15 protein-coding genes are annotated in these 15,956 nt (G+C 75.2%); 7 read left to right on the forward strand and 8 right to left on the reverse strand.

Going from position 1 to position 15,956, the window contains the following annotated elements; all coding sequences use genetic code 11:
- Window positions 1-248 precede the first annotated feature (248 nt).
- Entirely contained in the window at window positions 249-1,046 is a 798-nt protein-coding gene (locus GWJ10_RS07845) for a carbonic anhydrase family protein (protein ID WP_163186646.1), read from the forward strand.
- Between the two features lie 96 nt (window positions 1,047-1,142).
- Here GWJ10_RS07845 and GWJ10_RS07850 read toward each other — a convergent pair whose 3' ends face one another.
- Window positions 1,143-1,769 carry a hypothetical protein gene (locus GWJ10_RS07850; RefSeq protein WP_241005710.1) on the reverse strand — a complete coding sequence of 209 codons (627 nt, stop codon included), beginning with the start codon at window positions 1,767-1,769 and terminating at the stop codon, window positions 1,143-1,145.
- A gap of 11 nt (window positions 1,770-1,780) precedes the next feature.
- A complete protein-coding gene (locus GWJ10_RS07855) occupies window positions 1,781-2,929 on the reverse strand; it encodes a zinc-dependent alcohol dehydrogenase (RefSeq protein ID WP_163186648.1) in 1,149 nt (382 codons plus the stop codon).
- 277 nt (window positions 2,930-3,206) lie between these two features.
- On the opposite strand from GWJ10_RS07855, the gene GWJ10_RS07860 reads away from it, so the two are divergent.
- The 3 genes from GWJ10_RS07860 (at window position 3,207) to GWJ10_RS07870 (ending at window position 7,222) form a co-directional block, all read left to right on the forward strand.
- The gene (locus GWJ10_RS07860; RefSeq protein WP_158097151.1) at window positions 3,207-3,350 is read left to right on the forward strand and encodes a hypothetical protein; all 144 of its coding nucleotides are present in this window, start codon (window positions 3,207-3,209) and stop codon (window positions 3,348-3,350) included.
- 131 nt (window positions 3,351-3,481) lie between these two features.
- Window positions 3,482-6,427 (forward strand): helix-turn-helix transcriptional regulator, encoded by a 2,946-nt coding sequence (locus GWJ10_RS19995; protein ID WP_277394946.1) that lies wholly within the window; start codon window positions 3,482-3,484, stop codon window positions 6,425-6,427.
- A gap of 3 nt (window positions 6,428-6,430) precedes the next feature.
- Window positions 6,431-7,222, forward strand: coding sequence for a 2,3-bisphosphoglycerate-dependent phosphoglycerate mutase (locus GWJ10_RS07870; RefSeq protein ID WP_144681340.1), 792 nt, complete (start codon window positions 6,431-6,433; stop codon window positions 7,220-7,222).
- Window positions 7,223-7,229: 7 nt separating this feature from the next.
- Here GWJ10_RS07870 and GWJ10_RS07875 read toward each other — a convergent pair whose 3' ends face one another.
- Together GWJ10_RS07875 and GWJ10_RS07880 are read right to left on the reverse strand one after the other, a co-directional pair.
- A complete protein-coding gene (locus GWJ10_RS07875) occupies window positions 7,230-8,390 on the reverse strand; it encodes a hypothetical protein (RefSeq protein WP_163186652.1) in 1,161 nt (386 codons plus the stop codon).
- Window positions 8,387-8,947 (reverse strand): SigE family RNA polymerase sigma factor, encoded by a 561-nt coding sequence (locus tag GWJ10_RS07880; protein WP_241005724.1) that lies wholly within the window; start codon window positions 8,945-8,947, stop codon window positions 8,387-8,389. Before GWJ10_RS07880 ends, GWJ10_RS07875 begins: the two co-directional genes overlap by 4 nt.
- A gap of 288 nt (window positions 8,948-9,235) precedes the next feature.
- Between GWJ10_RS07880 and GWJ10_RS07885 the strand changes: the two genes are divergently transcribed.
- Entirely contained in the window at window positions 9,236-11,500 is a 2,265-nt protein-coding gene (locus tag GWJ10_RS07885; protein WP_163186654.1) for a SpoIIE family protein phosphatase, read from the forward strand.
- 142 nt (window positions 11,501-11,642) lie between these two features.
- Window positions 11,643-12,734, forward strand: a complete 1,092-nt coding sequence (locus tag GWJ10_RS07890) for a sigma-70 family RNA polymerase sigma factor (protein ID WP_083711369.1) — start codon at window positions 11,643-11,645, stop codon at window positions 12,732-12,734.
- 11 nt (window positions 12,735-12,745) lie between these two features.
- On the opposite strand, the gene GWJ10_RS07895 is transcribed toward GWJ10_RS07890, so the two are convergent.
- The 4 genes from GWJ10_RS07895 to GWJ10_RS07910 form a co-directional block, all read right to left on the reverse strand.
- Window positions 12,746-13,228, reverse strand: coding sequence for a DUF1269 domain-containing protein (locus GWJ10_RS07895; RefSeq protein WP_021479816.1), 483 nt, complete (start codon window positions 13,226-13,228; stop codon window positions 12,746-12,748).
- Window positions 13,229-13,245: 17 nt separating this feature from the next.
- Window positions 13,246-13,581 carry an SHOCT domain-containing protein gene (locus GWJ10_RS07900; protein WP_061268377.1) on the reverse strand — a complete coding sequence of 112 codons (336 nt, stop codon included), beginning with the start codon at window positions 13,579-13,581 and terminating at the stop codon, window positions 13,246-13,248.
- A 61-nt stretch (window positions 13,582-13,642) separates the two neighbouring features.
- Entirely contained in the window at window positions 13,643-14,074 is a 432-nt protein-coding gene (locus GWJ10_RS07905; protein WP_061268378.1) for a DUF6325 family protein, read from the reverse strand.
- Between the two features lie 53 nt (window positions 14,075-14,127).
- Window positions 14,128-14,535 carry a hypothetical protein gene (locus GWJ10_RS07910; RefSeq protein ID WP_061268379.1) on the reverse strand — a complete coding sequence of 136 codons (408 nt, stop codon included), beginning with the start codon at window positions 14,533-14,535 and terminating at the stop codon, window positions 14,128-14,130.
- A 136-nt stretch (window positions 14,536-14,671) separates the two neighbouring features.
- Here GWJ10_RS07910 and GWJ10_RS07915 point away from each other — a divergent pair, with 136 nt between their 5' ends.
- Window positions 14,672-15,955, forward strand: coding sequence for an AI-2E family transporter (locus GWJ10_RS07915; protein WP_241005711.1), 1,284 nt, complete (start codon window positions 14,672-14,674; stop codon window positions 15,953-15,955).
- The last annotated feature ends 1 nt before the right edge of the window (window position 15,956 follow it).

Genomic DNA, 15,956 nt, shown 5'->3' on the forward strand with positions numbered 1-15,956 from the left:
CACCCCCACAGCGGGTCCGGTCCTTCGTCCAGTCTGCGCCGCGGTCCCGCCGTTGGCAACGGGAGGAGTGACGCACGACACACCACGATCCGTACGGGTCGTCCCGTACCCCCGCGCGCGGCCGCGTACGGAGAGCACGTAGGGGTGTTGTCCGACGTCTCGGGACGCTCCTAGCGTCCTGGACGCGACCGAGCGACCGCCCGGCCGCGTCGGAACGACAAGGGGAGGCGTCGAGGATGACTCGTGCCGTGCGCAGGACCGGAGTACGGGCGACCGCCGTGGGCGTCGCCGTCGTGGCGACGGGCTTCCTGGTCCCGGCGTCCGCCTCGGGCGGCTGGGACTACGCCGAGCGAGGACCGGAGACCTGGCGCGACCACTACCCGACCTGCGAGGGCGCCGCGCAGTCGCCGGTCGACATCCGTCGGGGGTCCGCCGTCGACGCCGACGGCACTCCCGTCGAGGGCGTCACGCTGGACTACGCGCGGTCGAGCGAGGTGACGGTGCGGCACACCGGGCACACGGTCCAGGTCGACGTGCCGGCCGGCGCGGGCTCGCTCGACGCGGGCGGCACCGCCTACGAGCTGCGTCAGCTCCACTTCCACACGCCGAGCGAGCACCGTCTCTCCGGGGTGGCGCAGCCCGTGGAGCTGCACCTGGTCCATGCCGCGCCGGACGGCAGCCTGGCGGTCGTGGGCCTGCTCTACCGCGAACGTGCGGCGGACGCGGCGCTGCACCCGGTCCTGTCGGACCTGCCGGGCTCCCCGCAGGACGACGCGCGCCGGGTCACGCTCGCCCTCGACCGCGTCGTCCCGGACGACCTGGACGTCTACTCCTACGCGGGGTCGCTCACGACGCCGCCCTGCTCCGAGACCGTCACGTGGTTCGTGGCGAAGGACGTCCGCCCGCTCTCGTCGGGACAGGTGAGCGGGCTGGAGGAGCTCTTCGACGGGCCCGAGTTCCCCCGGGGCAACGCGCGCCCGGTCCAGCCGCTCGGCGGACGACCGGTCCACGCGACGGAGCTGGAGACGGAGCTGGAGACGGACTGACCGCGGGTCGCGTCGCCGTGTCCCGCGCCGCCGGTCTCGGTGCCGGTCTCAGTACCGGTCTCAGTGCCGGTCTCAGTGCCGGTCTCGGTGCCGGTCTCAGTGCCGGGCACGGCGCGCGAGCGCCCGGAGGGCCCACACCCCGACCCCGGCCGCCGCGACCCACGGCCCCACCACGAGGATCGGGTCGAGGACCTGGTGCCGGGTGTCGACGCGCCCGCGCCGCGAGCGGATCCCGTGCCCGTGGAGCTCGCCGACGACGCCGGTCTCGGTCACCGGGTCGTCCGGGTGCAGGGAGGCGAACGACCGCAGGTGGCTCTCGACGGCGTCGACGCGGTCGCCCGCCAGCAGCAGCAGCCAGTGGGCCGCCCGGCCCTCGCTGAACCGGCGGTACGCGTAGCGTCGCACCGCACCGGACGCCCCGTGCAGCGGCACGGACGTGCCGAACACCGGGGTGAGGTGCGCGTGCTCGACCGACCGCTCGCGCGGCCGGAGCTCGGGCTGCTGCTCCGGGACGTCCCAGTGGGCACCCGTGGCCGCGGGGTCGTAGACCTCGCGCGGGTACGACGGCCGGTCCCTCGGGTCCAGGTCGACGCCCCAGCCGGGGACGCGGGCGCGGAGCGCGTCGGCGTCCACGGGTCGCCGTGCGGGGCCGGCGACGTACGGCGTCTCGGTGGCCGGGGGCCGGGTCGCGGTGGTCGGGTCGAGCGGTGCGGCGTGCGTCATGGTGCTCCTCCTCAGTCCTCGTCCACGACGACGACGGGCTTGATGCACCCGTCGAGCTTGGCGGAGAAGATGTGGTAGCCCTCGGCGATGTGCTCGAGCGGCACGTGGTGGGTGATGACGTCGCGCGGCGTGAGGTAGCCCGCGCGGACGTGCTCCAGGAGCCGGGGCCACTGCCGCTTCACGGGGGCCTGGTTCATGCGGAGCGTGAGCCCCTTGTTCATCGCGTCGCCGAACTTCACCGACGTGAACAGCGGGCCGTAGGCGCCCATGACGGAGACGGTGCCGCCCTTGCGCACGGCGTCGATCGCCCAGTTGAGCGCGACCGGCGAACCGGCCTGGAGCTTGAGCTTCGCGCTCGTGACGTGCTGGAGCAGGTTGCCGTCGGCCTCGGCCCCGACGGCGTCGATCACGCGGTCGGCACCGAGCCAGTCCGTCTCCTTCTTGAGGTGCACGACGACGTCGTCGACCTCGGTGAAGTTCACCGTCTCCGCGAGCGCGAACTCGCGGGCCTTGGCGAGCCGGTAGTCGAGGTGGTCGACGACGATGACGCGCGCCGCGCCGAGCAGCCACGCCGTGCGGGCCGCGAAGAGCCCGACCGGGCCGGCACCCAGGACGACGACGACGTCCCCCTCGGCGATCTCGGCGAGCTGCGCGCCGAAGTACCCGGTCGCGAGCGCGTCGGTGCACAGGAGCGCGTCCTCGGGGTGGAGCCAGTCCGGGATCACCGACGGCCCGACGTCCGCGAAGGGGACGCGGACGTACTGCGCCTGGCCGCCGTCGTACCCGCCGGTCGTGTGCGAGTAGCCGTAGATGCCGCCCACCGCCGTCGCGTTGGGGTTGACGTTGTGGCAGTTCGAGTAGAGGCCCCGCGCGCAGAAGAAGCACGAGCCGCAGTAGATGTTGAACGGCACCATCACGCGGTCCCCCACGCTGAGGTTCCGCACCGACGGGCCGACCTCCTCCACGACCCCGACGATCTCGTGGCCGAACGTGTGGCCGACCCGCGTGTCGGGCATCATCCCGTGGTAGAGGTGCAGGTCGGAGCCGCAGATCGCCGCCCGCGTGACCCGGACGACGGCGTCGTTCGGGTGCTCGATCACCGGCTCCGGCTTCTCCTCGACCCGGACCTTGTACGGCCCGCGGTACGTCATCGCTCGCATGGTGGCTCCTCGGTGCTCGGCTGGTCTCCCAGCGTGCGCGCGACCCCGGCACCCGCATCTCAGGGCGGGGAGCACCGCGACCGCCCCAGGACCGGACACGGACGGACGCGCCGATGCCTTAGACGCGGGAGCCCACCTCAGACGCCTCAGGCCACGGGCGACGCCCGGCCTAAGGCACCCCCGGACGAACGGTGCGCGGTCGACCGATGCGACGGCCCGGTGCTCAGGACGACTGTGAGTCTCGGACAGGCAGGGAGCCTGGGAGACGGGGACGACCATGAGCACGCACATCGATCCGACGTTCGACGCGGACCTCGAGTACCGCGCCGAGCGCCTGCGGGCGGACCTGCGGCACGACGAGCCCGCGCTGCTGCACTGGTGGCGCGGCCGGCGTCGTCGCCACGACCACCCGGCGCGGTGACCGCGCCGCCCGACGCCGCCGACGAGGCACCTCTCGCCGGCGGCGTCGTCGTGTCCGACGAGGGGTCCCGCCCGGCCGTTGGCGGCCGATCGGCTGGTCACGTGTCGGTGCCCGCTGCGAGTATGGGGACCGTGCCCCGACCCTCCACGCGCGCGCCCTTCGTGGCCCGCGCGGCCGAGCTCGACGTGCTCGCCGCGGCGGTCGAGCGCGCGCGCCGCGGCGAGCCGGGCGTCGTGCTCGTCGGTGCGGACGCGGGGGTGGGCAAGACGCGCCTGCTCACGCGCGCGGCGGAGCTCGCGGCCGGGACGGGCGCGACGGTGGTGTGGAGCCACTGCGTCGACCTCGGCGAGGTCGGCCTCCCCTACCTCCCCTTCTCCGAGGCGCTCACGACCCTGCGCGCCCAGCACCCCGCCGTCGACGAGACGGTCGCGGCCCGGCCCGCGCTCGCACGCCTGCTCGACGCCGGCACCCCGGCCGACGACGAGCAGAGCCAGGGCGAGCGCCTCCAGCTCTTCGAGAGCGTCGCCGCCGCGATCGCGGCGTCCGGGACGCCCGAGGCGCCGCTCGTGCTCGTCGTCGAGGACCTGCACTGGGCGGACCCGTCGAGCCGCGACGTCCTGCGCTTCGTCGTCGCACGCCTGCGCGCGGAGCACGTCCTGGTCGTCGCGAGCTACCGCGCGGACGACCTGCACCGCCGCCACCCCCTGCGCCCGGTGCTCGCGGAGCTGCTGCGCCACCCGCGCGTCGAGCACGTGCAGCTCTCGCCGTTCACCGAGCGCGAGCTGCGGGAGTTCACGACGGCGCTCGCCGGCAGCCCGCTGCCGCCCGCGGCGTTCGAGTCCGTGCGCACGCGCTCCGAGGGGAACGCCTACTTCGCCGAGGAGCTCGTCGAGTCGGGCCTGGGCGACGAGCTGCCGTGGTCGCTCGCGGACGTGCTGCGCGCCCGCCTGGAGGGGCTCGACCCGGCCGTCCAGCACCTCGTGCGCGTCGCGTCGGTCTCGGGACGCCAGGTGAGCGAGCCGCTCCTGCGGGCCGCGCTGGCGCGGGACACCGACGCGGGCGAGCCCGCGGACCGGTCGTCCGGGCGTCCGTTCGACGCCGCCCTGCGCGAGGCCATCGCGCACCACGTCCTCGCAGTCGAGGGCGACGGCGCGCGCGACACGGTCGTGTTCCGGCACGCGCTGCTCGCCGAGGCGGTCGCCTCCGACCTGCTCCCGGGCGAGCGCGTCGGCGTGCACCGCGCGTACCTCGCGGCGCTCGACGACGACCCGGCGCTCGGCTCCCCCGCCCTGCGGGCCCACCACGCGCTCGCCGCGCACGACCTCCCGGCCGCGCTCACCGCGTCGCGCGCCGCGGCGCGCAAGGCGGCGCGCGTGCTCGCGCCCGCGGAGGAGCTCCGGCACCTCGAGCAGGTGCTCGCGCTGTGGCAGGCCGTGCCCGACGCCGCGACCCTCCTCGGCGAAGACCGCGTCACCGTCGCGCTCGCCGCCGCCGGGGCCGCGAGCCGCGCGGGCGAGCCGGACCGCGCCGTCGCGCTCGCACGACGCGTCGTCGAGGGCACCGCCGACGACCCGATGCGGCAGGCGTCGCTGCGGCACGTGCTGTCCCGGTACCTGCTCGGCACGGAGGAGGTCGAGGAGACCCTCGCGCACACCGAGGCGGCGCTCGCCGTCCTGCCCGTCGAGCCGCCGTCGCTCGACCGCGCGTGGACGCTGGCCATGCGGGCGCGCGCCGCGATGAACGCCGACCTCGACGAGCTCGCCGCCGAGGTCGCGGCGGAGGCGATCGACGTCGCGCACCGCCTCGACGCGCCCGACGTGGAGGCCGACGTGCTGACCACGATGGCGATCCTCGAGGTCGCGGACGACGACCGCGCCGCGGTGCTGCTGGCCCAGGCCCGCGAGCGCGCGGTCGAGGCGGGCGACATCCTCACCGAGCTGCGCTGCTGGTACAACATCGCCGCGAACCGCTACTACGCGGGCCGCATCGACGAGGCCCTCCAGGTCACGGAGGACGGCCTCGACCGCGCGCGGGCGACCGGCCTCGGGTGGAGCGCGTACGGCGTCGAGCTGCGCCTGTTCCGCGACCTCGTCCGGTACGTGCTCGGCGACCTCACCCCCACGGACACCGCGGGCGAGACCATGCCCGAGGGCTCCGCGCCGCAGCTCTCGTGCGTCCAGCTCTACGCCGCCGTCGCGCGCGGCGACGCGGACGCGATCGCGCGGGGCACCGCGCTGCGGCGCGACTGGTTCCGGGACGGGCAGATCGCGCTCATCTCGGGCGGCTGCTCGATCGACGCCCTCACGTGGGCCGGGCGCCGCGACGAGGCGGTGGCGCTCGCCGTCGAGCTCGTCGACCACCTGGGCCGCACGTGGAGCGACTACTTCCTGGGCCGCATCTGGATCTCCGCCCTCGCGCTCGCCGCGCTCGCCGACGCCGCGGACGCCGCCCGCCTCCAGGGCGCGGCCGGGGCCGCCACGGTCCGCGAGCTCGTCGCCCGCGGGGCCGAGCTGCTCGACGCCGCCCGCACGACCGCCGAGCGCGGCCGCCCCCGCGGGGGGCGGCTCGGGCCGGAGGGCCGCGCATGGCTCGCGCGCGCCGCGGCCGAGCACTCGCGCCTCACCGGCACGGACGACCCCGCGCTGTGGGAGGAGACGACGCGCCTCTTCGACTACGGCTACCGGTACGAGGTCGCGCGGTCCCGGTTCCGGTGGGCCCAGGCGCTGCTCGGGGCGGGCGACCGCAACGCCGCCGAGATCGAGGCGGCGCAGGCGCTCGAGGAGGCCGAGGCCATGGGCGCGGCGCCGCTCGCCGAGGCGGTCCGCGCGCTCGGGCGGCGCGGTCGCCTGGACCTGCCCGGCGTCCGCCGGTCCACGACGGCCGTCCTCACCGAGCGCGAGGAGGAGGTCCTGCTGCTCGTCGCGCAGGGCCTGACCAACCGGCAGATCGGCGAGCGCCTGTTCATCTCCGGGAAGACCGTGAGCGTGCACGTGTCGAACGTCCTCGCCAAGCTCGGGGCGTCGGGGCGCGCCGAGGCCGTCTCGCTCGCGCACCAGCGCGGCCTGCTCGAGGTCTGACGCGTGGACCCGTCGCCCGGGGTGCTCGTGCTCGTGCGGCACGGGCAGAGCACGTTCAACGCGGGCGACCGCTTCACCGGGCTGCTCGACGTGCCGCTCTCCGACGTCGGGGTCGCCGAGGCGCGCCGCGCGGCGCGGCTCCTCGCGGACGCCGTCGCGCGCGAGCCCGCGCTCGCCCCGCGGCGCGTCGTGACCTCGCCGCTCGTGCGCGCGTCCGCGACGGCCGCCGTCGTGGCCGAGGCCCTGCCCGGGCCGCCGCCGCTCGCGGTCGAGTGGCGGCTCGTCGAGCGGCACTACGGCGCGTTCACCGACAAGCTGCGCGACGTCGTCCGCCGCGACTACGGCGAGGCCGCCTACTGGCGCTACCGCCGGTCGTACCTGCACCGGCCGCCACCGCTCGCCGACGACGACCCGGCGCGCGCCCTCGTCGACGACACGCTCCTGCGCCTGCCCGACGCCGCGCGCGCCACCCTGCGGCCGGACGCCGAGTCCCTCGCGGACGTCGTCGAGCGCCTGCGCCCCTTCTGGGCCGCCACCCGCACACGGCTCGTGCACGGGGAGGCGGTGCTCGTCGTCGGGCACGGCAACTCGCTGCGCGCCCTGTCCGTGCTCGTCGACGACCTCACGCCCGAGGAGGTCCAGGACCTCGACGTGCCCACCGGGCACCCGCTCGTGCACCGCTTCACGGCCGGGCCCGACGGCGCGCTCGTCCCCGAGGTCCGCGGCGGCACCTACCTCGACGCGCAGGGCGCCGAGCACGCGGTCACGGACCTCCGGGCCCGCGGGGGCACCTGACGGGTCGTCATCCCGCCGACTGAGCGTCTCGGTGGTCCCGCCAGAACTCGTCGCGCACGAGCGCGGCGTCCATGAGGCACTGCCGCCAGGTGTCACCCCGCACCCCCGGCGGGACGTCGAGGGACCCTCCGGTGGCCGGCGTGGACCGGGGCTCGCCCCGCGCGTCCAGGCACGCGCCCAGGAGCGCGTACACGTCCGGGTCGCCGCGCTCCTCCACGACGGAGCGCAGCGCGCCCAGGACTGCTGGGTCACCTGTCGGAGGCACGCGCAGCAGCGCGTCGGACCTGCCCGTCCGCGGGTCGTACTCGGTACGACAGGCGGAGAACCCGTCCTCGCCCTGTCCGGCGCTCTCGCACGTCTCGGTGCTCCACACCTCGGTGTCGTACGAGGTCAGACCGCGGATCTCCGGACCGGGAGCGCCCGAGGTGCCGAGCAGCATCGCGTAGAGGACGCGTCCGCCGTGGACGCTGGTCGGCACCACGAGGCTGGTCACGGACGCCCCCGCCGCGTCCGTGACCTCGCCCGCGAGCACGGCCCAGAGCTCCCCGTCGCCGTCGAACGGTGACAACCCGAGAACGAGCCGCTCGTCGCTCGCGGCGCGCTCCACGACGGCCATCTTCGCGTGACCGGAGCGCACGACGGTGCCGGCATCCTCACCCCGCCGGAGGCGTCGGAGGTCGCCGCTGTCGCCAGCCACCACACGCATGGCCGGCGCGGACCCCTCCGCCTCGGCGCCCGGGTCGTACTCGACGAGGAACCGCTCGCCGTCGCGCCACGCGCCGAGGCCGAGGTCGAGGACGTACGTGCCGTCGTCGCGCAGGTACGTCGCGGGCTCGGTGACGGCGACGACGCCGGGCGCGACGTCGACCGTGGTCGGCTCGTCGACGAGCACCTCGTACCCCGGAGAGCCGGTGACGACCTCGCGCGCGAGCTCGCGCACGCCGCCGGGGCCGCCCGCCGTGACGACGCCCGTCCCGACGAGCCCCAGCGCGACGACGCCCGCGACCCCCGCGAGGGACCGGCGCCGCTGCGCACCGCGCCGGCTCGACCGCAGGACCACGTCGAGGTCGAGCGTGGAGGGCGGGACGGCGTCGTCGGCCGAGCGTCGCAGCCGCAGGAGGAAGTCGTCGTCGGGCGGGGTGGGCGTCGAACCGGTCTCGCGGCTCATCGGGCTGTCCTTCCGCTGGTCGTGGGGGCACCGCCGTCGGGGGCGTCGAGGAGCGTGCGGAGCCGGGCGAGGCCGCGCGACGCCGTCGACTTCACGGTGCCGACGGGCATGCCGAGCTCGGCCGCGACCTCGTTCTCGCTGAGGTCGAGCAGGTGGCGCAGCACGACGACGCGCCGCTGCCGGACGGGGAGCGCGAGGAGCGCGCGCACGACGGCGTCCCGGTCGTCGACCGCGGCGGTGACCGCCCCGCCGTCGCGCCCCACCGGACGGGCCGCTCGCTCGGCGGACGACAGCTCGTCCGGCCCGGCGAGCACCTCGCGCCGGGTGCGGCGCCACGTGTCGATCCGCAGGTTCGCGAGGACCCGGCGCGCGTAGGCGAGCGGGTCGTGCTGCGCCGCGCGGGGCCAGGCGCGGTAGGTGCGCTCCAGGGCGTGCTGCGTGAGCTCTTCCGCGCGGTGCCGGTCCCCGCACAGGAGGTACGCCATGCGGTGCAGCGGGTCGCGGGCCTCGCGCACGAACGCGGTGAACTCCTCGTCGCGCGTGCGGCGGGCGACCACGTCGACCTCGAGCGGCGCCTCGGGCGGCCACTCGTCGTCGGGCCCTCGCTCCTCGTCCCCCACCACCCCGTCCCCCTGCTCGAGCACGAGCTCGTACCGCCCGGGGCGGTCCCGCGCGCTCACCGTGCCGCCCTGCTCGGCGGGCGGCCGTCGTCGTGTCGTCGTCTCACGAGCGGAACACGCAGCACCTGCCCGCGACGTTCCCTTCTGTCCGATTTCACCCCCGGCGCCGCGCCGCGCTGGGCGGGTTGCGCTGTTTGACCAGGCTCGTCCCGGTGATACTGGACCATGACCGACGCCCAGGCGATCCACGAGCTCGTCCAGGCGGGGCTCGCCGAGCCCGCGGCGGACGAGTCGTTCGACCGCTTCGCGCGGCTCGTGCACCGGCAGCTCGGGGTGTCGTCGGCGCTCGTCACGCTGGTCCTCGACGACGAGGCGGTGCTGCCCGGCGCGCACGGCGTGCCCGAGCCGTACCAGTCGGCCCGCCGCACCCCCCGCAGCCACACGTTCTGCCAGTTCGTGGCGAACGAGGCGCGCCCGCTCGTGGTCGAGGACGCGCGCACCGTCCCCCACCTGGCCACGCTGCGGGCCGTCGACGACATCGGGGTCGTCGCCTACGCAGGCTTCCCGATCTTCGACCCGCAGGGCCGGGCGGTCGGGTCGCTGTGCGCGTTCGACGCGCGGCCCCGCACCTGGTCGGACGACGAGCTGGCGACGCTCGCGGACCTGGCGTCCGCGTGCACGTCCGAGCTCCGGCTGCGCCTGGCGCAGGCCCGCGCGAAGCGCATGCAGCGCGTCGCGCTCGCGGCGAACAAGCGGTCGCGTCTGCTCCTGGAGCTGTCCGAGTCGTTCGCCGCCGCGACGTCCGTCCGCGACGTCGCCGAGCGGCTGGCCGCCGTGGGGGCGGCCATCGGCGCGCGCTACGCCGGGCTCGCGCTGCTCGACGGCGCCGGCACCCGCCTCGAGTTCACGACGCTGGACCACCTGGAGCCGGGGGTCCCGGCGTCGTTCCGCCGCATGCGCGTGGACGCGGAGCGGGCCGCGTCGACCGCGGCACGGACGCGCGAGCCCCTGTTCTTCCGTGACCACGTGCAGTACGGCGAGCGGTTCCCCGAGGCCGCGTCGCTCATCGCGCCCGACACGGTCGAGGCGCGCTCGTTCGTGCCCGTGCTCGCGGACGACCGCCTCCTGGGCGTGGTGGCGCTCGCGTGGGACACGGTCCGCGAGTTCGACGACGACGCCGTGAAGACGGAGACGACGATCGCGTCGTACGTCGCGCACGCCGTCGAGCGCGTCCGTCTGCTCGAGGAGCGCCACCGCGTCGCGGCGACCCTCCAGGCCGCGATGCTCACCGAGCTACCGCCGGTGCGCGGCGCGGAGCTCGCGGCGACGTACGCGTCCGCGACCCGCACGGACCAGGTCGGCGGCGACTGGTACGACGCGGTGGTGCTCGACGACGACGCGTGCGTGCTCATGATCGGGGACGTCACCGGGCACGACATGCGTGCCGCGGCGCAGATGGGCCAGCTCCGGTCGATGCTGCGGACGTTCGCCTGGTGCCAGGACGAGCCGCCCGCCGTGCTGCTGCGCCTGCTCGACCGCGCGAACCGCGGGCTGGCGCTGCACTCCAGCGCGACGGCCGTCGTCGTGCGGCTCGACCGCACCCCGCAGGGGTTCGACCTCACGTGGTCCAACGCCGGGCACCCCCCACCCCTCGTGCTGCGCGCCGACGGGACGGTCGACCCGCTCGAGTCCGCGCCCGACCTCATGCTGGGGGTGCTGCCGAGCACGCAGCGGCACGACCACCGCACGCGCCTCGCGCCGGGCGACACGCTGCTCCTCTACACCGACGGTCTCGTCGAGCGCCGCGGCACCTCGTTCGCCGAGCGCCTCGCCGGCCTGCGGTCCGTCCTCGGCGAGCACGCGGGCACCGCGACGTCGGCCGTCCCGGACGCGCTCGTCCGCCGCCTCGTCGCCGACCAGCGGGACGACGTCGCGGTCCTCGCCCTGCGCGTGCGGCACACGGTCCCGCGGGCGCCGGCGCCCGGGCGCCCGTCGGTGCTGACGCGGCCGGTCGAGCACACGTCGACGGCGATCGGCCCCGCACGGCGGTGGGTCGACGACGTGCTCGAGAGCTGCGACGTGTCGCCCGCGGTCCGCCGCGTCGCGATGCTCCTGACGAGCGAGATCCTCACGAACGCGGTGCAGCACGGCACGACGCCGGTCCGGGCGGAGCTCGAGGTCGGGCACCGGGTGGTGCGGGTCGGCGTCGAGGACGGGTCGACGGCGCTGCCGAGGCTGCGCTCGCCGCGGCCGGAGGAGACGGGCGGCCGGGGCGTGCAGTTCCTGGAACGGTGCGCGTCGCGCTGGGGCGTCGACCTCCACGACGACCCGGCCGACGACAGCGCTGCCGACGGCGGCCCCGCGGACGGCGGTGCAGCCCACGGCGACCCGGCCGACGGCGGTGCGGCCGACGGCGGTGCGGCCGACGGCGGTGCGGCCGACGGCAGGGCGGCCAAGACCGTGTGGTTCGAGCTGGACCTCGACGGCTGACCCGTGCGCTCGTCCGGTGCCCCTGTGCGGTGTCGGAGGGCGGCGGTAGCGTGTGTGAGGTGGGCCACTCCCCCCGGGCACCGCGCGCGATCCCGTGACCCCTCGTGCACGTCGAGACGACCGAGTCCTGAGAGGCAGCACCATGACCGACCTCGCCACCCCCGCGACCCTGCGCGGCGACGCCACCGCGACCGCCGCCGCCCCCGTCGACGCCCCTGCCCCGCTGCCCGACCGCGAGCACCTCGACGCCGTCCTCGACGGCCACCGGCGCGAGCTCACCGGCTACTGCTACCGCATGCTCGGGTCGTCGTTCGAGGCCGACGACGCGGTGCAGGAGACGTTCCTGCGCGCGTGGCGGTCCTACGACCGCTTCGAGGGCCGCTCGGCCCTGCGCTCGTGGCTCTACCGCATCGCGACGAACGTGTGCTTCGACGCGCTCGGCGCGCGCAAGCGGCGCGAGCGCCCGATGGGCCTGGGCGGACCGCAGGCCCCGGAGCTGGAGAACCTGGGCCAGGTGCTGCCGGAGGAGACGTGGGTCGAGCCCGTGCCCGACGACCGGGTGCTCCCGCACGACGGCGACCCGGCGCAGGTCGCGGTGGGGCGCGAGACCATCCGCCTCGCCTTCGTCGCCGCCCTCCAGTTCCTGCCGCCCCGCCAGCGCGCGGTGCTGCTGCTGCGCGAGGTGCTGCGCTGGCAGGCGAGCGAGGTCGCGGAGCTCCTCGACACGACGGTCGCGTCGGTGAACAGCGCGCTGCAGCGCGCCCGTGCCACGCTCGCGGCGCGCGCGCACTGGGACAGCTCGGGGCTGGGCGACGAGACGGGGTCCGCCGCGCCGGTCGCGGCGAACGCGGGCCTCGGCGACGAGGAGAAGCTCCTGCTCGAGCGCTACCTCGACGCGTTCGAGCGCTACGACATGGACGCGCTGGTCGCGATCCTGCACGAGGACGCGACGCTGTCGATGCCGCCGTACCCGCTGTGGATGCGCGGCCAGGCGGACATCGTCGCGTGGATGACGGGCCCGGGGTACGAGTGCGAGGGCTCGCGCATGGTCCCGGTCGCGGTGAACGGCACGTTCGGGTTCGGCCAGTACCGCCGCGCGGCCGGCGGCGGTCACGAGCCGTGGGCGCTCCAGGTCGTCGAGACGGAGGGCGGCCGCGTCACGGCCATCAACGCGTTCCTCGACACGGCCTCGTGGTTTCCCCTGTTCGGGCTCCCGGAGCGCCTCGACGACTGACGCGCCGCGGGTCAGCCGAACGTCTCGAGGAGCGTGCTCCGCTCGGCGTCCGTGAGGTTCGTGGCGACGAGCGTGCCGTGGACCCCGTGGAACCGCTCGCCGACGCGGTCGAGGTCGCCGTCCTCGGTGACGACGAACAGCGCCGACGTCCCGGGCGTCACGCCCTCGCGGATGCGGTCGAGCTGGTCCTTGTCGATCCCCACGGCCTCCATCGCCTTCGTCGACGCGCCGATCGCCGCACCGGCCGCGGCGCCCAGCACGGGCGCGAAGAACAGCGACCCGAGCAGCAGGCCCCAGAAGGCGCCCCAGCCCGTGCCGCGCCACTCGTCCTGGTGGCCGTGGCGCGTCGTCGGCTTGGCCGCGCCCTCGGGCCACGACACGACGGCGGTGTCGACGATCTTGACGGCGTGCTCGGACGCCGAGTCGTGGAGGATCCGGGACGCCGCGTCGGCGCCCTCGGGGGAGTCGAACTTCCAGACGGTGAAGGTGGCCATCGTTCTCTCCGTTTCTCTCAGCCGAGCAGCTTGGCCTTGGCGGCGGCGAACTCGGCGTCGTTCAGGACGCCCGAGGAGTGGAGCTGACCGAGCCGCTCGAGCTGGTCGAGGAGGTCGTCCTGCACCGACGCGGGAGCGGGCTGCGCGTACTGCGCCGCGGCCTGCTGCGCGGCCGCCTCGACCCTCGCCTGGTCCTGCGCGGCCGCGGCCCGCTGGGCCTCCCACGACTCCTGGGCGCGGTTCGCCTGGTGGCGCCTCACGGCTCCCGCGGTCGCGGAGGCCGTGCCCGCGATGACGGCGGTGCGGGCGGCGGTCCCGATGAGCCCGGGGCGCCCGAATCGTCGGACGAGCATGTGGTCACTCCTGTCTGTCGGACGGGTTTGCGCCTGGGCCGGGACGCCCGGGCCGAGCGGGTCAGCCGTCGGCGAGCGCGAGGTCGGCGACCTCGTTGACCACCTCGGCGGGGACGCGCTCGCTGAGGAGCACGACGCCGTCGGCGCTGCGGGTCGCGGCCACCAGGGCGCGCGCCCACGTGTGCTCGACGACGAGCACGACCGCGGACGTGCCCGGCGCGAGACCGGCCGCGACGTGGTCGAGGTCCTCCTCGGCGGCGAGACCGGCCGCGGTGAGCTCGACGTCGGTGATCGCGAGCTCGTCGCCGAGGTCGGTCACCTCGAGCACCTCGACGTCGCCGTCGCGCGAGCGCCGGACCACGGCGAGGTCGAGGAGCGTGACGGTGCCCTGCGCGAGCACCTCGAGGACGGCCGCACGGATGCCGTCGGGGATGCGCTCGGTGGGGAACGCGACCGCGACGATCTCGACCGGGCCGAAGGTGGACGTGGCCATGGACGGTGCTCCTGTCAGCGGGTCGTGGGGCGAGGACGGTGCCGGGCCGGCGGTCAGCGTGCGGCGCGCTCGGCCTCGTCGCCGTGCACGACGAGCGCCCACAGGACGAAGACGTCGAGCACGATGGTGATCAGCGACCACCAGGGCGTCACCTGCAACGTCGTGAACTGGGCGATCGCGTTGATCACCACCAGGACGATGGCGACCATGCGGGCCCATCCCTTGCCCGAGAGCAGGGCGAAGCCGGTGAGGACGAGCAGCACCCCGATGACGAGGTGGATCCACCCCCAGGTCGACACGTCGAGCACGACGATGCCCGCGTCGGAGACGCCGACGAGGCTGTTCGGGGAGAACACCGCGACCAGGCCGCTGATGGCGTTGAAGAAGCCGATCGTGACGAGCACGATGCCGGCGAACCAGACCCAGCCGACCCATGCCGTCACCTGTGACGAGCGTGCCATGCCATCCTCCTGAGAACCGTGGAGCCCCGACCGGACGAGCGTGCGGATCGATCGTGGCACCGGCCGTCCGGTTCGGCATCCGGAGGGTCGGCGCGTCCCGGGGCCGCTGCCCGGCGGCCCCGCTAGGTTCGTGGCCATGACGACCCCGCCCCCCACCGACGACCCGTGGTCGGGCGTCCCGGACGCCGGCACGCGCCCGGTCCAGCACGACTCGCGGCGCCCGCCGCGCTGGGTGCCCCGCGCGCTCGCGATGGCCGTCGTCGCGGTGTTCGTCGGCATCTTCGCCTGGTACGCCCTCGGTCAGCTCAAGGCACTGGGCGTCAACATCCTCATCGCGTTCTTCGTCGCGCTCGCGCTCGAGCCGATCGTCGTCTGGCTCGTGCGACACGGCTGGCGGCGGGGCGCGGCCGCCGCCGTGGCGCTCCTGGGGTCGCTCGTCGGGATCCTCGTCGTGCTCGCGCTGTTCGGGAACCTGTTCGTCCAGCAGCTCGTGCAGCTCGTCCAGTCGATCCCCGCGCTGTACGCGAGCATCCAGGACTTCGTCGCGGACCGCTTCGACGTCGTCATCCCGGACTCCGACGACCTCCTCAAGCAGGTCATCAACGACTTCGGCGACGACGTCGCGTCCGGCGCGATCGTCGTGACGACCACGATCGTCGGCGGGGTCTTCGCGAGCCTGACGATCCTCCTCGTCACCTACTACCTCCTCGCGGCGGGACCGCGGTTCCGGGCGGCCGTGTGCCGCTGGCTCACGCCGAACCGGCAGGAGGAGGTGCTGCGCCTCTGGGAGATCACCCAGGTCAAGGTGTCGGACTTCATCAACTCGCGCATCGTGCTCGCCGCGCTGTCGAGCGTCTTCACGTTCGTCTTCCTGCTGATCCTCCAGACGCCGTACGCCCTGCCGCTCGCGGTGTTCACGGGCGTCGTCTCGCAGTTCGTCCCCACGATCGGCACGTACATCGGCGGCGCGCTGCCCGTCGCCGTCGCGCTCACGTCGCAGGGGCTGCCGCAGGCCCTGGGCGTGCTCGCGTTCATCATCGGGTACCAGCAGCTCGAGAACCTGTACTTCTCGCCCAAGGTCTCCGCCCGGGCGCTGGAGATGAACCCGGCGGTGAGCTTCGTCGTCGTGCTCGCGTTCGGTGCGGTGTTCGGCGCGCTGGGCGCGTTCCTCGCCCTGCCCATCGCCGCGACGATCCAGGCAGTCGGGAACACCTACCTCCAGCGGCACGAGCTCATCGAGTCGCACATGCTCCACGACCCGGACGCCGAGGGCCACGGCCCGGGCCGGGGCAAGGGGGACGGGAAGGGCGACGGCAAGGACGGCGACGGGCGCACCGCCCGCCGCCGACGCCGCAACCGCGAGGCGAACCTCGAGGCCGAGCGCACGGTCGACGAACGGCGCGCCGAGGGCATCGACTAGC

The sequence above is a fragment of the Cellulosimicrobium sp. SL-1 genome (genome assembly GCF_011033075.1).
Lineage (GTDB): Bacteria > Actinomycetota > Actinomycetes > Actinomycetales > Cellulomonadaceae > Cellulosimicrobium > Cellulosimicrobium funkei.

What these genes read in the sequence shown, in the direction of transcription:
- GWJ10_RS07850 (WP_241005710.1), bottom strand. Translation starts at nt 1,769, where the DNA reads ATGACGCACGCCGCACCGCTCGACCCGACCACCGCGACCCGGCCCCCG.
- GWJ10_RS07855 (WP_163186648.1), bottom strand. Translation starts at nt 2,929, where the DNA reads ATGCGAGCGATGACGTACCGCGGGCCGTACAAGGTCCGGGTCGAGGAG.
- GWJ10_RS07860 (WP_158097151.1), top strand. Translation starts at nt 3,207, where the DNA reads ATGAGCACGCACATCGATCCGACGTTCGACGCGGACCTCGAGTACCGC.
- GWJ10_RS07875 (WP_163186652.1), bottom strand. Translation starts at nt 8,390, where the DNA reads ATGAGCCGCGAGACCGGTTCGACGCCCACCCCGCCCGACGACGACTTC.
- GWJ10_RS07885 (WP_163186654.1), top strand. Translation starts at nt 9,236, where the DNA reads ATGACCGACGCCCAGGCGATCCACGAGCTCGTCCAGGCGGGGCTCGCC.
- GWJ10_RS07890 (WP_083711369.1), top strand. Translation starts at nt 11,643, where the DNA reads ATGACCGACCTCGCCACCCCCGCGACCCTGCGCGGCGACGCCACCGCG.
- GWJ10_RS07895 (WP_021479816.1), bottom strand. Translation starts at nt 13,228, where the DNA reads ATGGCCACCTTCACCGTCTGGAAGTTCGACTCCCCCGAGGGCGCCGAC.
- GWJ10_RS07900 (WP_061268377.1), bottom strand. Translation starts at nt 13,581, where the DNA reads ATGCTCGTCCGACGATTCGGGCGCCCCGGGCTCATCGGGACCGCCGCC.
- GWJ10_RS07905 (WP_061268378.1), bottom strand. Translation starts at nt 14,074, where the DNA reads ATGGCCACGTCCACCTTCGGCCCGGTCGAGATCGTCGCGGTCGCGTTC.
- GWJ10_RS07910 (WP_061268379.1), bottom strand. Translation starts at nt 14,535, where the DNA reads ATGGCACGCTCGTCACAGGTGACGGCATGGGTCGGCTGGGTCTGGTTC.
- GWJ10_RS07915 (WP_241005711.1), top strand. Translation starts at nt 14,672, where the DNA reads ATGACGACCCCGCCCCCCACCGACGACCCGTGGTCGGGCGTCCCGGAC.